This window comes from Vibrio sp. A1-1 (assembly GCF_021728175.1).
In the GTDB taxonomy this organism is placed as follows: Bacteria; Pseudomonadota; Gammaproteobacteria; order Enterobacterales; family Vibrionaceae; genus Vibrio; species Vibrio diabolicus.
Genome location: NZ_JAKKCL010000008.1, coordinates 39,197 through 53,788, shown reverse-complemented (window position 1 = coordinate 53,788; position 14,592 = coordinate 39,197). Strand labels below are relative to the sequence as shown.

Genomic DNA, 14,592 nt, shown 5'->3' with positions numbered 1-14,592 from the left:
TTCAGTAGAATTTCTCGGTTAAATTCTATTCTAAAATGTTGAGTAAACATGTTTGAAATCAATCCAATTAAAAACCGTCTGCAGGACGTGTCTCAGCGCACAAATGTCCTGAGGGGGTATCTTTGACTATGACGCGAAGAAAGAGCGTCTAGAAGAAGTCAACGCAGAGCTTGAACAACCTGATGTATGGAACGAACCTGAACGTGCACAAGCACTGGGTAAAGAGCGTGCATCGCTAGAAGCGGTTGTTGAAACTATTGATCAACTAGAGCAAGGTGTAGAAGACGTAGAAGGTCTTCTTGAGCTGGCTGTAGAAGAAGAAGATCAAGAAACATTTGACGAAATCGAACCAGAACTTGCTGAGTTGGAAGAGAAGCTAGAAAAGCTTGAATTCCGTCGTATGTTCTCGGGCGACCATGATAGTTCAGATTGCTACATCGATTTGCAAGCTGGCTCTGGTGGTACGGAAGCACAAGACTGGACCAACATGCTGCTGCGTATGTACCTACGCTGGGCAGAGGCGAAGGGCTTCAAAGCTGAAGTGATTGAAGTCTCTGAAGGTGAAGTCGCGGGTCTTAAGTCGGCAACAGTTCGTATCTCTGGTGAGTATGCCTACGGTTGGTTGCGCACTGAAACGGGCGTTCATCGTCTTGTTCGTAAATCTCCGTTCGATTCAGGCGGCCGTCGCCATACGTCATTTGCGTCTGCGTTCATCTATCCAGAGATTGATGAAAACATCGATATCGACATTAATCCTTCTGACCTACGCATCGACGTTTACCGTGCGTCAGGCGCAGGTGGTCAGCACGTCAACACCACAGAATCTGCGGTACGTATTACGCACGTACCAACGAACACCGTGGTTCAGTGTCAGAATGACCGTTCTCAACATAAGAACAAAGATCAGGCAATGAAACAGCTTCGAGCGAAGCTATTTGAGCTTGAATTGCAAAAGCAAAACGCGGAAAAACAAGCTAATGAAGACGCTAAGTCTGACATTGGCTGGGGTAGCCAGATCCGTTCTTACGTATTGGATGACTCACGTATTAAGGACCTCCGTACGGGCATTGAAAACCGTAATACTCAAGCGGTTCTTGATGGCGATCTGGACAAATTTATTGAAGCTAGCCTGAAGTCAGGCCTATAAAGCTTTTCACCGACAAAAACAGGATACATCGAAAATGACTGATGCTGTTCAAAACGAAACTGTACTAGAAGAAAATAAGCTGATTGCTGAACGCCGCGCTAAACTGGATGAAATCCGAAAGAGCTGCAAAGCAAACGGCCACCCAAACGACTTCCGTCGTGACGCACTAGCGGGCGACCTTCAAAAAGAGTTCGGTGAAAAGACGAAGGAAGAGCTAGAAGAGCTTAACCACGTGGTTGCAATTGCTGGCCGTATTATGGCTAAGCGTGGTCCATTCCTAGTAATTCAAGAAACATCTGGCCGTATCCAAGCTTACGCTGCTAAAGACGTACAAAAAGAGCTAAAAGAGAAATACCAAGGTCTTGATATCGGTGACATCATCGGTGTTAAAGGTGCGCTGCACAAATCTGGTAAGGGTGACCTATACGTGAACATGGAAGAATACGAGTTGCTAACTAAAGCACTTCGTCCACTTCCTGAGAAGTTCCACGGTCTTACTGACCAAGAAATGCGTTACCGTCAGCGTTACGTTGATCTGATTGTGAACGAAGATTCACGTAAAGCATTTATTGTACGTTCTAAAGTAATGTCTGCAATTCGTAACTTCATGATCTCAAAACAGTTCATGGAAGTAGAAACGCCGATGATGCACGTGATCCCTGGTGGTGCAAGTGCACGCCCATTCATCACGCATCACAACGCGCTAGACATGCCAATGTACCTACGTATTGCACCTGAGCTATACCTGAAGCGTCTAGTGGTTGGTGGCTTCGATCGCGTATTCGAAATTAACCGTAACTTCCGTAACGAAGGTCTTTCTCCACGTCATAACCCAGAATTCACTATGATGGAATTCTACATGGCGTACGCGGATTACAAAGATCTGATGGACTTTACTGAAGAACTACTAAGCTCGGTAGCGCAAGAAGTTCTAGGTTCAACATCAATGCCTTACGGTGATGAAACGGTTGAATTTGGTGGCACTTACACTCGTATGAGCATGTTTGAAGCAATCAAGCAGTACAACCCAGATCACGCGCAAATCCAAGCGCTAACCGAAGAAGATCTACAAAACCGTGAACTGATGGTTTCTATCGCGAAATCAGTACATGTTGAAGTAGAAGACTTCTGGACATGTGGTCAGCTTCTAGAAGAAATCTTCGGTGAAACAGCAGAACCTAAGCTAATGCAGCCAACGTTCATCACTGGCTACCCAGCGGACATCTCTCCATTGGCTCGCCGTAGCGATGACAACCCGTTCTTTACAGACCGCTTTGAATTCTTCATCGGCGGCCGTGAAGTGGCGAATGGCTTCTCAGAGCTTAACGATGCAGAAGATCAAGACGCGCGCTTTAAAGCACAGGTTGAAGCTAAAGAGTCTGGTGACGACGAAGCTATGTTCTACGATGCAGATTACATCACTGCACTAGAGCACGGCCTACCACCAACGGCAGGCCAAGGTATCGGTATCGACCGTCTGGTTATGCTACTGACTAACACGCACACTATCCGTGACGTGATCCTATTCCCAGCAATGCGCCCACAAGCGTAATTTGGCAGGATGATCAAAAAAACCACCTTCGGGTGGTTTTTTTATGCCTTTTAGTTAAATAAGTTCAAGTTGTTGCATTTGCTTTTTAATAGGATATGCAAATAAACATTCGCCAAATCTCAATCTATTGCATAGTCTTAATACTGAGACAGACGTGGGGGCGCGGAGTCTCGATAATGTTACCCGCTCGCAAAGATAGGTTTGTGGCGCAAAATTTCTATTAACAATGAAAAAGGGTTAGAGAATGGCTGGGCAGTTTAAGATGGATTCCATCCCGGGATCGCTTGTGGTAGTTGGCGGTACTTATGAGCCTTGGTTATCAGTACTTGAGCAAGTGGGCTGGAAGTGTCACCAAGTGGGTGACTTACGCAAAGCTAATACGTTGTTAGAGGATATTGGTCCATGTATCGGTATTGTCGATCTCAGCCATGACGAATTCAGCTTGAACGGTTTGGCGAACTTAGTCAGTTCTCACAAACACGTGCGTTGGTTAGCGTTTATTCGTGAATCTCAGCTTGGCACTGACACCATATGCCAGTTCATTGTTAACTTTTGTATCGACTTTTTCACTGCGCCAATCCCGGATGCCCAGCTTTTAAGCACGATTGGTCACCAGCTTGGTATGCTCAAGTTGGAGAAAAAAGTTTGGCCTAGTTTTGGTAGCAGCTTAGACATGGGGCTGATAGGTGAATCTATCCCGATGAAGCGTTTACGCGATCAAGTAAAGCGAATCGGTCCGACGGACGTCAGTATTCTGATTTCTGGGGAAAGTGGTACAGGTAAAGAAGCGGTTGCTCGCGCTATCCACAAAGTCTCTTCACGTTCTCATAAACCGTTTATGGCAATTAACTGTCGCGCACTCAATGAGCAACGTTTCCAAGCTGAAGTATTTGGTATTAACGCCGATGAAGATATGGAAGCATGCCTGCTTGAACAAGCAGATGGCGGTACGGTGTTGTTTAATGACATTCTTACCATTTCAAAAGAGCAGCAAATGAATCTGCTGAGATTCTTGCAAGAAGGCACCATTGATACCAAAGATGGCGTAAAAGCGGTTAACGTACGCATCCTTGCGGCTAACTCGTCAGATGTTGAAAAAGCTTTGATTGACGGAGATTTTAATGAAGAGCTTTATCACTACATTAACGTATTACGCATTAATGTCCCGAGCTTAAAAGAGCGCGCGAGCGATATTTCTTTGTTAGCGCGCTATTACTTACAAGAGTTTTCTAAAGAGTATAACTCGCAAGCAAAAAGCTTTTCTGAGGATGCACTCAAGGCACTGACACGTTATTTCTGGCCAGGTAACGTACGTGAGTTGATGAACCAAGTGAAACGAGCGGTTCTGATGTCTGACAGCGTAATGATTGAAGAGCATCACCTAGATTTGCCTCAGCGTAATGACTCAAAGCGTAGTTTGAAATCGATTCGTGAGAAGAGTGAGCGTGACGCGTTACTGGTTGTTTTGGAATCTCATTCTGGTCAAGTTTCGAATGCGGCGAAGGAGCTTGGTGTTTCACGCGCGACGATGTATCGACTACTGAACAAACATAATTTGATTTCTGATCAAGCCATGTAAATTTGTTCTTTCTGAAGTTAAATTGGTGAATGAATATCAGTGAAGGAGCGGCTACAAAGCCGCTCTTTTTGTTTTGTATTCAGTTTGATTTATAAAATCCGTAATTTCATATATTCCCTAGGTGAATATGTTATATAGAAAAGTATATGAAACTGAATTGCGGTGTATTGATTTGTTTTTAATCAAAAAGACAAAAAATGTTTGATATATATTCATCAAAGCTTACAATTTAACCGTAACTCAATGAGTTATACCTTTCATAAACGGATTAATTTTTAGCTAGGAGGCGCAAGATGAAACATTACGTTGTTAACACCACTGCTTGCGCTGATCGTATGCCTATCGCTCCGATGACTCTTAAGTCGGATGATACCAGTACCACTGGCTCACAAGATAAAAATTAATCCGTAACCTATCTTATTTATTACTAGGCTGCGGAAAAGTAGCGGCTTAGTATAAACAGAACACCTCTGTTCATTTTACGCACTATTTTTCCCAGTCGAATACATCGATAATCGGAGAAAATATTATGCGTCACTCTATTTACTTACAACTGGCAACTTTGCTATTGAAAGCAGACCTTAAACGCGAAGAAAAGCAATGGCAGCGAACCATACGCCGCACTGCTCATGATGTTCCATGGACGAATGTTCATCTATTGAGGGATATTGGTTTAGATAGCGATGGTCGTTCCACACGCGCCAATGTTCCGGATGCAGTAAAAGTTGAACGTCGAGTTCGTCACCTTCGTCGAGTTTTAACGTCGCGAATAATGACGTAATCGTTAGCGTGTTGGACTGACTGAGTTGCTATCGAGTCATTCAACACGCTTAACGTGCGATATGAAGTCATACTTCATTTGATAAACAGCTGACCTTGAAGGTCAGCTGTTTTCGTTTGAGGGGAGCTTTACTGTTAAGGGCATGGATTCGAGTAGGTTGTACCAATTGCTTGAATCTCAGTAAGGAGCTCATCGCTTAGTTTTAGATCGATACTGTCGATGTTGGTTTTTAATTGGTTGAGGTTGGTCGCGCCGATAATATTAGATGCTACAAATGGGCGCTGATTGACAAATGCGAGTGCCATTTGTGCAGGATCCAAACCATGCTCTTGGGCTAAATTGACGTAAGCTTCGGTCGCTTTTATCCCCTGAGGAGTAAAGTAGCGCGCAAAACGCTCCCACTTCGAGCATCGAGCACCCTCTGGTCTCTCACCATTCAAGTATTTGCCACTTAGGCAGCCAAATGCCAGTGGAGAGTAGGCCAGTAGCTGGACACCTTCATAGTGGCTGATTTCAGACAAGCCAACTTCGAAGCTGCGGTTCAACAAGTTATATGGGTTTTGAATCGAGACAATGCGTGGCAAATCATGCTTTTCAGCTAAACGCAGTAATGACATCACACCCCATGGCGTTTCGTTTGATACACCGATGTAGCGTACTTTGCCTGCATTCACTAGCTCAGTCAGCGCTTCCAAGGTTTCAATTAATGTGACTTCTTCTTGTTTGTCTGGGTAAGGGTAGTTGAGTTGACCAAAGCAGTTAGTTTGGCGTTGAGGCCAATGTAATTGGTATAAATCGACATAATCCGTTTGCAGGCGGTTAAGGCTGTCATCAATTGCTGTATGGATGTGGCGACGATTAAGGCTCATGTTGTCTCGGATGTGAGGGACACCACGAGGGCCAGCCACTTTTGTTGCCAGCACAACTTTTTCACGTTTGCCGCTCTTTGCTAACCAATTACCGATGTATTGCTCGGTGAGTCCTTGCGTTTCCGCTTTGGGAGGTACAGGGTACATCTCTGCGGTATCAATGAAATTCACCCCATGATCAAGGGCAAAGTCGAGCTGTTCAAAGGCGTCCTTTTCTGTATTTTGCTCGCCAAACGTCATGGTTCCGAGGCAGATTTTACTGATCTCAAGTGATGAGTGCGGTAGTTTTGTGTATTGCATATCACGTCCTTGAAGAGTTACCGACTAAATAAGTGATTCCAATATAGGGGATTTTTAACCGCTATCGCAAATGATTTACGTATAAAGGAAGACCAAACTCGAAAGCTATACATAGCCTAACTACACTTAAATGATCGTGTAAAGGAGGTACGTTATGCAGAAGCATCAATTGGACATGTGGTTACACGGTCCCCATAAAGATACTTATAAAACTCCCAAAGTATTTGTGATTGGGTGTTCTGATGTCTCTGACTATTTGCTAGCAGTGGAGTACAAGCATCAACTTGAGCCGATTAAAGACGGTGAAGATCCGATACATTTCGGTTCGCTAGATTTGGTGAAAGAAGAGCTGCTGAGGTTAGGGGTAGATAAAGCGTACTTAAGGCTGCACAATGCGTATGACGAATGTGGCACTGAAGAGGCAGCCTCGTACTGTGATATCGAGTTATCGCTCGTGACGCACTAAATGGCGGAAACAACATTACTCAGATGGCGTGCTGATGTAGTGCTTGAGTAAGATCTGCTCAGTAAACTGTGTTCTGAGGTAAAAACCTCGGGGCAGAGTTTTTATCGGCTTGCCATTTGAGCTATATGCTTCGGTGAGGGCTTTTGCATTCGCGGCTTTAGGGCGAAGATGCAGCGCTTCTCCGTGTCTGGCGGAAATTTGATCAAATTTCCCCAAGACGATCATCTCCATTAGCTCTTCCCAGTCGTTTCGTAAAATACGCTCTTCGTCGTCGTCTGGTGACCAAATCAGTGGGCTACCAACACGTCTTTCTGCAAGTGGAATTTCTCGTTCCCCTTCCACTGGTACCCAAAGCACACGAGATAGCTTGTTTCGAACATGACTTGTTTCCCATGTAAGACCATGAACACCTGTGAGGGGAGCCACCGAAACAAAGGTTGTTTCCAATGGTTTGCCAGAGTGACTGATCGGAATACTTTTCAACTCGATCCCTAGTTTTGCGAAATCTTGTTGAGGTTTACTGCCAGCTGGGGCGCCCAAGTGCCATTCGAGTAATTGACCCACCCAACCTTTATCACGTTTTAAGTTTTCAGGAACAATCATATTCGCCTCGGCGGCCAACTCAGCAAAACTGAGTCCTGCCACATCATGCGCTCGTTCCAATAGCTCAGCTTCTGTTTGTGGTTCTGGTTTCATAGTCACAAGGTGGTATTACAAAAAATATAGTTTATCAAACTCCGGCCAAATCTACTGTTTAAGATTTCACCGAGGCGGTGTAGGAACGATCAATTCATAACTTATCCACAGGTGGAGAAGGTATTGATAAGATCCTGACGGGGTCTGTATGAATAAACAGGGGTTAAAATGCATTTTTGGGGTTGATTTTGTTGTAATCATCTAAACGAATAGCAGGTGAGTGTGGATAAATAGCCTGTTGGTGGATCTTTGACCGATCTGAGTTTGGTGAAAAGATCATCAAAAAACTGAAGATCGATTTATCGTTATTTTTGAAAATAAATATTTTTATATCAATGTTTTATGTTTATTTTCTTGTTTCTTTATTTGTTTTTCTTTTGATGGGATTGAACTGAATTACTCATTTGAATTGAATTCTTCACAAAGTTATTCACAGAAAAGGTGAATAAATGTGGGCAATGTCTCACTCTTGTGTTGATAAGGTATGATTTGATTAAAAGATATCCAAATATGGTGAAAAGGTAATAAATCTTGCTCATATCACATCAGTAAGTTTGCTAGTAATGGGGATATGTGGAAAAATCACGGTAATAAAAAATTTATTCATAGAGGTTAGCCAGTGATAGATGGCGATGGTTACCGACTTAATGTTGGTATTGTGATATGTAATAACCATGGTCAGGTCTTCTGGGCTAAACGATACGGGCAACACTCATGGCAATTCCCACAAGGTGGAATTGACGAAGGTGAAACTCCTGAACAAGCCATGTTCAGGGAGTTATATGAAGAAGTCGGTTTAACGAAAAAAGACGTTAAGATCATTGCAACAAGTCGTCATTGGTTAAGATATAAGCTACCAAAACGATTGGTGCGTTGGGACTCCAAGCCTGTTTGTATCGGCCAAAAACAGAAATGGTTTCTGCTGAGATTAGAATGCGATGAATCTCGTATTAATATGCAACGCGGAAAATCCCCTGAATTTGATGGTTGGCGCTGGGTGAGTTACTGGTATCCAGTTAGGCAAGTTGTTTCTTTCAAGCGAGATGTTTATCGACGAGCGATGAAAGAGTTTGCATCCTTAGCCATGCCTTTTCGAGAGAGAAAAGCGAAAGGGAAAAGAAAAAAGCAACGTAGAGGATAATCATGCTCAGTCAGCTAAGGGAAATAGTTGAGAAAGTCTCCAGGGTCGATGATGTGCATCTGGCGCTCGATATATTGGTGAAAGAGACTTGTGCTGCCCTTCGCACTGAGTGCTGTACTATCTATCTTGCTAATGAAGAAATGCAGCGCCTTGAGTTAATGGCAACTCAAGGCCTTATTTTTGAAGGTGATAGTATTCATATCAACTTCAATGAAGGCTTGGTTGGGTTGGTTAAACGAAGCGCAGAGCCACTCAACCTTGCCGAAGCCTCAAAACATCCCGAGTTTAAATTTTTCCCTCAACTCGGCGAACAGATTTACCACTCCTTTTTAGCCACTCCAATCATTCATCGAAAACAAGTTTTAGGTGTGTTGGTGATCCAGCAAAAAACACCGCGCTTGTTCAGTGAAATGGAAGAGTCGTTTCTTGTCACGTTGTCCGCTCAGCTAGCAGTGCTTATTGCGCATGCGCAGAATCTTGGGCATTGGCAGTTGGCATCTAAACCCACGGTATTAAAAGGTTTGCCTGCATCTACTGGTGTCGCGATTGGAGAGTTTTGGTTCGACAATACCCAACCGAGTTTATCGGATGTTTTCCCATCGTCCACGTTAGATAAGGAACGTGAGCACGAGACATTGCTGGTGGCCATAGAGCGAGCGTTAAATGATTTTCGCCGTATGCGGAAAAAGCTGGACAGTGAAATCAACAAAGATGCGCTGGCGATCTTCGATCTGTTTACGCACTTACTCAATGACCCGATGCTTCGTGGTGATTTGAAGAAACAGATTGAAAAAGGAGACAGGGCAGATTGGGCGTTACGCCAAGTGGTAGAATCATACTCGAATCGATTTGCCAGAATGTCGGATGTCTACATGCGCGAGAGAGCGCAAGACATCCGAGAGTTAGGGCAAAGGCTGCTCTATTTTCTACATAACAGTGAGCAAGAAAATTCTGCAATTGATCGTCCCATTATTTTGGTGGCGAGTGAACTCACAGCCACCTTGCTCGCGTCTGTACCTAAAGAGTTTTTGTTAGCCGTCGTGTCACTAGAAGGTGGCGCGAACTCTCATGCGGCTATTTTGTCTCGCGCACTTGGAGTTCCCGCTGTCATGGGCGCCAACATTAACCCGGATGTGGTCAATGGCAAACTCGGGATAGTGGATGGTTATACGGGCGAGATCTTCCTAGAGCCAAACCGTCAATTATTGCGAGAGTATCGCAGCTTAGTGAGTGAAGAGTCAGAATTGTTTGCCATGGTAAACAAGGACCTAGCACTCCCAGCGGTTACGCAAGACAATCACCACATCGAAATTATGCTCAATGCGGGGCTCAGTGCAGACAGTAATATTGCCATCAATACAGGTGTTGATGGAGTTGGGTTGTACCGAACTGAGATTGCATTTTTACTTCAGCATCACTTTCCGTCAGAAGATGAGCAGTATCATCAATACCAAGCGATACTCAACAGTTATCCGAATCAACGAGTGGTGATGCGCACTTTGGATATTGGTGGTGACAAACCTTTGCCATATTTGCCGATCGAAGAAGATAATCCGTTTCTAGGCTGGCGTGGCATTCGTTTTACATTAGATCACCCAGATATTTTCTTGATCCAGCTGCGTGCAATGTTAAGGGCGAGTGCAGAAAGCGGTAATTTAAGTATTTTGTTGCCAATGGTGTCTGGGGTAAAAGAGCTAGACGATGCCATTAGCTTGATTAATCAAGCCCACAGCGAAGCCGTGTTGCTTGATGATAGAATTCAGTTCCCACAAGTTGGGGTCATGATCGAAGTGCCATCAATGGTGTATTTATTGCCAACGATTGCTCACCGTGTTGATTTTGTTTCTGTCGGGACAAACGATTTAACTCAGTATTTATTAGCGGTAGATAGGAACAATTCGCGCGTAGCGGATGTCTATGAATCTATGCATCCTGCGGTACTGTTAGCGCTTAAGCAAATCCATGAGGTGTGTGATAAATATCAGGTGCCCGTGTGTATTTGTGGTGAGCTAGCGGGTGATCCATTTGGCGCTCTTCTCTTACTTGGGTTAGGGTATACCAGTTTGAGTATGAACACCTCCAACGTGGCTAAGGTGAAATATTTGATTCGTCATAGTCAACAAGAAGAATTAGAAAAATTAGCGGAGCAAGCAATGACAAAATCCTACGGGGAGGACATCCATCAAATGATGCATGACTTCTTCATTCAACAGGGCTTTGCGGGCTTTATCCGTGCAGGTAAAAAGTAGGAAATCGTGACCGTCTCTTTATTTTTGTTATTGTTGGCGCTAGGCGCTTTTGTGGGTGTGATGGCGGGGTTACTCGGTATCGGTGGTGGTTTGATTGTTGTTCCTGCCTTGTTGTATTTGCTTCCTCTTGCTGGAATCTCTCCAGAAATGAGTATGCACATGGCCCTAGCCACTTCGTTAGCGAGTATTATTGTCACGTCAGGCTCATCGGCGATGAATCACCTTAAGCTCGGCAATGTCGATATGTTCGTCGTAAAATGGTTGATGCCAGGTGTGGTTATAGGTGGTTTTGTCGGTGCCAATATTGCTGAGTGGATCCCTACGCACTACTTGCCGAAAGTATTTGGTGTCATTGTTCTTTGCCTGTCAGTACAAATGTTCCGTTCCATTAAAGTTACGAGCAGTAAACCTATGCCGAGCAGCCCGGTGACCGTTGCGTATGGCACGGGGATTGGCGTCGTATCAAGCCTTGCTGGTATTGGTGGTGGTTCACTATCGGTCCCATTTTTAAATAAACACGGGATAGAAATGCGTAAAGCGGTGGGTTCATCTTCCGTTTGTGGTTGCGTGATTGCTATTTCTGGTATGATCGGTTTCATCTTACATGGCTATAAAGTGGAAGGCTTACCTTCATACAGTATTGGCTATGTTTATCTTCCAGCATTATTAGCTATTGCCATGGCCTCGATGCTCACAACAAAAGTGGGTGCGAAGCTGGCAACTAACCTTCCAACTGCGGTATTAAAAAAGATATTCGCGGTGTTCTTAATGTTTGTAGCAGCGACCATGCTGCTCTAAGTTTGTACCCAAGTCATTCTCGCTGAACCAAGCATCTAGAGGTTACTTGGGTATATTTATTTTGTTGTGATAAGAAGAGAATGATTTATGTCTCAGGGATATATTGAATTTCCCAATATTGATCCGGTTTTAATCTCTATTGGTCCTGTTTCGGTTCGTTGGTACGGTTTGATGTACCTTGTGGGCTTTATGTTCGCCCTATGGTTGGCGAACCGACGTGCGGATAAGCCGGGAAGTGGTTGGACACGAGAACAGGTTTCTGATTTGTTGTTCGCAGGCTTCCTTGGCGTGGTGATTGGTGGCCGTGTTGGCTACGTGCTTTTCTACAATTTTGAGCTTTTCCTGGCTGACCCTTTGTATTTGTTTAAAGTGTGGACCGGTGGTATGTCTTTCCACGGGGGCTTACTGGGTGTGATTACCGCGATGTTCTGGTATGCACACAAAAACGGGCGAACGTTCTTCGGCGTTGCCGACTTTATCGCGCCGCTTGTGCCATTTGGTTTGGGTATGGGGCGTTTAGGTAACTTCATGAACAGCGAATTGTGGGGCCGAGTAACGGATGTGCCTTGGGCGATCGTTTTCCCAAATGGCGGTCCACTGCCACGTCATCCATCGCAGCTTTATGAAATGGCGCTTGAAGGTATCGTACTTTTCTTCATCTTGAATTGGTTCATCAAGAAACCTCGTCCTCTAGGTTCTGTTTCAGGGCTATTTTTAGCTGGATATGGTACATTCCGCTTCCTAGTTGAGTACGTGCGCGAACCAGACGCTCATTTGGGTTTATTCGGTGGCTTTATTTCCATGGGACAGATTTTATCCCTGCCAATGGTGGTTATCGGTGTCCTAATGATGGTTTGGGCATACAAACGTGGTCATTACAAAGACGAGTTACCACAAAAGACGAAGTAAGGTATTGGTGTGAAACAGTATTTAGATTTGTGTCAACGCATCGTTGACCAAGGTGTTTGGGTTGAAAATGAGCGTACAGGCAAGCGCTGTCTGACCGTAATCAACGCGGATTTAACCTACGATGTTGCGAACAATCAATTTCCGTTGGTAACCACACGTAAAAGTTTTTGGAAAGCGGCCGTTGCAGAGCTACTAGGGTACATTCGTGGTTACGATAATGCGGAAGATTTTCGTAAGCTGGGCACGAAAACCTGGGATGCCAATGCCAACCTAAATGATGCTTGGTTAAATAATCCATACCGTAAAGGTGAAGACGACATGGGCCGTGTCTACGGTGTCCAGGGGCGCGCATGGGCGAAGCCTGATGGCGGGCATGTTGACCAATTACGCAAGATAGTGGATGACTTAACGCGTGGTGTTGATGATCGCGGTGAAATCTTGAACTTCTACAACCCGGGTGAATTCCACATGGGGTGCTTGCGTCCTTGCATGTATAGCCACCATTTTTCATTGCTGGATGATACGCTTTACCTGAACAGTACTCAGCGTTCGTGTGATGTACCGCTTGGCTTAAACTTCAATATGGTTCAAGTTTACGTGTTCTTGGCGATCATGGCGCAAATCACGGGCAAGAAACCTGGTCAGGCATTTCATAAGGTTGTGAATGCGCACATTTATGAAGATCAGCTTGAACTGATGCGTGATGTTCAGTTGAAGCGTGAACCATTAAAAGCGCCGACGTTCCACATCAATCCAGAGATTAAATCTCTAGAAGATCTGGAAACATGGGTCACACTGGATGACTTTTGGGTTGAAGGATACGAGCATCACGACCCTATTCGTTACCCATTCTCAGTGTAACCAGTGTTGTTCTTCAAGATATGAAAAAAGCTCCGAATGGAGCTTTTTTGCTTTTTCGTACTTTGAAGATATTACTTGAGTGCACTGACAATATAGCGGTGAATAGGGTTGGTCTGCTTCGGTGCAGACAGTGCCGGGCTAATAAACTTGGGTTGGGTGAATATTTGTTTGCTCACTAATGAGTGAATAAGCTCAAAATACTTCAGTTCTGTTTTCCCACATAGCAACAATGAAAAGTCATTGCCCAGTTTATCGTAGGCATTGAGCACCTCTCGGAACCCTCTGAGGTACAAGTAATCCTTCGTCAAACCGCCTCCTCGATACACACGAGCAGTCGTTGTAAATGCTTGAAGGTCAGACGTTTTATACTGTTCTTTTAATAGCATGAACGTATGGCGGAAATCGCGTTCCTTGATCATCGACTCTACCGCCAGGACTCGTAAGGCTAATGTTCTTAGGCGTTTGATACTGAAATGTCCTGACAGATATTCACACAATATAGCCAGCCCTTCTTGGGTGTTGGTATTGGCTGGGCACCCTAAGCTCAGGACCTTTAGCGGTTGTTGACGACCATTAAGCGTAGTAAGAAGGTGTACACCCATTTCATGATGTGCGAGAGCCTCTAACTCATCGGTCGTGATGTATGCTGCGTGGTTAATTTTGACTCGAGATCCCGAAACGAGTGCGTTTGCTAACATCCCATCCAACACCTGTATTTCACACTCATATCCATTACGTTGAGCAAAGTTTTGCATGAAGTGTGCTATCGCGCGGCTATCATGCTGCGGTTTGCTCTCTTCTTCCGTGGGAAGGTGTAAAATGAAATGGGCGTTGGCAATATCTTTGGCGCTCGGCTCTCCGTAATAGCGCAAGGAGTTATAAAGAAACTCTTGTGTACCGATAGTATTCACTTGATCCAATTTATCTGCGTAAGACTGAATCACATCCGCGTACAGCTTTTGTAATTGGGTGTCTTGAATATTTTCTAAAGGCAGTTCATACAGACGTCGCTTTGCGCTGTGAGTATCTAGATTGGTAGTTGAGTATTGGAAGTTAGGCTCTTGAGAGTATTTGTTCTTAATAAAGCGCTCTCTTTCCTGAGCATAATTGAGAGGATTCACGCTACTGAGGATATCAATATCAGCAACCAGTTGAGTTAGGTTTTCGTCTATTGCGAGTAGCTGATCAGAAATAGTGCCATTAAGCTGCGTCATGTTGTCGACTCCAAATGAGGTAGCCCAGCA

The 14,592-nt window shown here is 44.5% G+C and carries 13 protein-coding genes; 10 read left to right on the top strand and 3 right to left on the bottom strand.

Annotated elements, in window-relative coordinates; all coding sequences use genetic code 11:
* The first annotated feature begins 48 nt into the window (after positions 1-48).
* The 4 genes from prfB to L3V30_RS13000 all read left to right on the top strand — a co-directional run bounded on the left by prfB (position 49) and on the right by L3V30_RS13000 (position 5,059).
* A protein-coding gene (gene prfB, locus L3V30_RS13015) for a peptide chain release factor 2 (protein WP_100068604.1) occupies positions 49-1,147 on the top strand; the annotation gives its coding sequence in 2 pieces (ribosomal slippage) (positions 49-123 and positions 125-1,147; 1,098 coding nt in all).
* 34 nt (positions 1,148-1,181) lie between these two features.
* Complete coding sequence (gene lysS / locus L3V30_RS13010) at positions 1,182-2,699, top strand: lysine--tRNA ligase (RefSeq protein ID WP_005397328.1); 1,518 nt, start codon at positions 1,182-1,184, stop codon at positions 2,697-2,699.
* Positions 2,700-2,943: 244 nt separating this feature from the next.
* Positions 2,944-4,278, top strand: a complete 1,335-nt coding sequence (vpsR, locus tag L3V30_RS13005; RefSeq protein WP_104974479.1) for a cyclic-di-GMP-binding transcriptional regulator VpsR — start codon at positions 2,944-2,946, stop codon at positions 4,276-4,278.
* 529 nt (positions 4,279-4,807) lie between these two features.
* Positions 4,808-5,059 (top strand): hypothetical protein, encoded by a 252-nt coding sequence (locus L3V30_RS13000; protein ID WP_005397324.1) that lies wholly within the window; start codon positions 4,808-4,810, stop codon positions 5,057-5,059.
* 134 nt (positions 5,060-5,193) lie between these two features.
* Here L3V30_RS13000 and L3V30_RS12995 read toward each other — a convergent pair whose 3' ends face one another.
* Positions 5,194-6,228: an NADP(H)-dependent aldo-keto reductase gene (locus tag L3V30_RS12995; protein WP_237309065.1), complete on the bottom strand. Its 1,035-nt coding sequence runs from the start codon at positions 6,226-6,228 to the stop codon at positions 5,194-5,196.
* A gap of 154 nt (positions 6,229-6,382) precedes the next feature.
* On the opposite strand from L3V30_RS12995, the gene L3V30_RS12990 reads away from it, so the two are divergent.
* On the top strand, positions 6,383-6,694 hold the full coding sequence (locus L3V30_RS12990; protein WP_005397320.1) for a DUF6482 family protein: 312 nt from the start codon (positions 6,383-6,385) through the stop codon (positions 6,692-6,694).
* Between the two features lie 15 nt (positions 6,695-6,709).
* Here the strand turns inward: L3V30_RS12990 and mutH are convergent, their stop codons facing one another.
* Positions 6,710-7,390, bottom strand: a complete 681-nt coding sequence (mutH, locus tag L3V30_RS12985; protein WP_237309064.1) for a DNA mismatch repair endonuclease MutH — start codon at positions 7,388-7,390, stop codon at positions 6,710-6,712.
* A gap of 619 nt (positions 7,391-8,009) precedes the next feature.
* Between mutH and rppH the strand changes: the two genes are divergently transcribed.
* The 5 genes from rppH to L3V30_RS12960 all read left to right on the top strand — a co-directional run bounded on the left by rppH (position 8,010) and on the right by L3V30_RS12960 (position 13,348).
* Positions 8,010-8,531 carry an RNA pyrophosphohydrolase gene (gene rppH / locus L3V30_RS12980; RefSeq protein WP_005381953.1) on the top strand — a complete coding sequence of 174 codons (522 nt, stop codon included), beginning with the start codon at positions 8,010-8,012 and terminating at the stop codon, positions 8,529-8,531.
* Positions 8,532-8,533: 2 nt separating this feature from the next.
* A complete protein-coding gene (gene ptsP / locus L3V30_RS12975; protein ID WP_237309063.1) occupies positions 8,534-10,780 on the top strand; it encodes a phosphoenolpyruvate--protein phosphotransferase in 2,247 nt (748 codons plus the stop codon).
* Positions 10,781-10,786: 6 nt separating this feature from the next.
* Positions 10,787-11,578: a sulfite exporter TauE/SafE family protein gene (locus L3V30_RS12970; protein ID WP_006743341.1), complete on the top strand. Its 792-nt coding sequence runs from the start codon at positions 10,787-10,789 to the stop codon at positions 11,576-11,578.
* Between the two features lie 87 nt (positions 11,579-11,665).
* On the top strand, positions 11,666-12,487 hold the full coding sequence (gene lgt / locus L3V30_RS12965; protein WP_005381948.1) for a prolipoprotein diacylglyceryl transferase: 822 nt from the start codon (positions 11,666-11,668) through the stop codon (positions 12,485-12,487).
* 9 nt (positions 12,488-12,496) lie between these two features.
* On the top strand, positions 12,497-13,348 hold the full coding sequence (locus L3V30_RS12960; RefSeq protein ID WP_237309062.1) for a thymidylate synthase: 852 nt from the start codon (positions 12,497-12,499) through the stop codon (positions 13,346-13,348).
* A 71-nt stretch (positions 13,349-13,419) separates the two neighbouring features.
* Here L3V30_RS12960 and L3V30_RS12955 read toward each other — a convergent pair whose 3' ends face one another.
* Positions 13,420-14,562: a flavohemoglobin expression-modulating QEGLA motif protein gene (locus L3V30_RS12955; protein ID WP_237309061.1), complete on the bottom strand. Its 1,143-nt coding sequence runs from the start codon at positions 14,560-14,562 to the stop codon at positions 13,420-13,422.
* Positions 14,563-14,592: the final 30 nt, after the last annotated feature.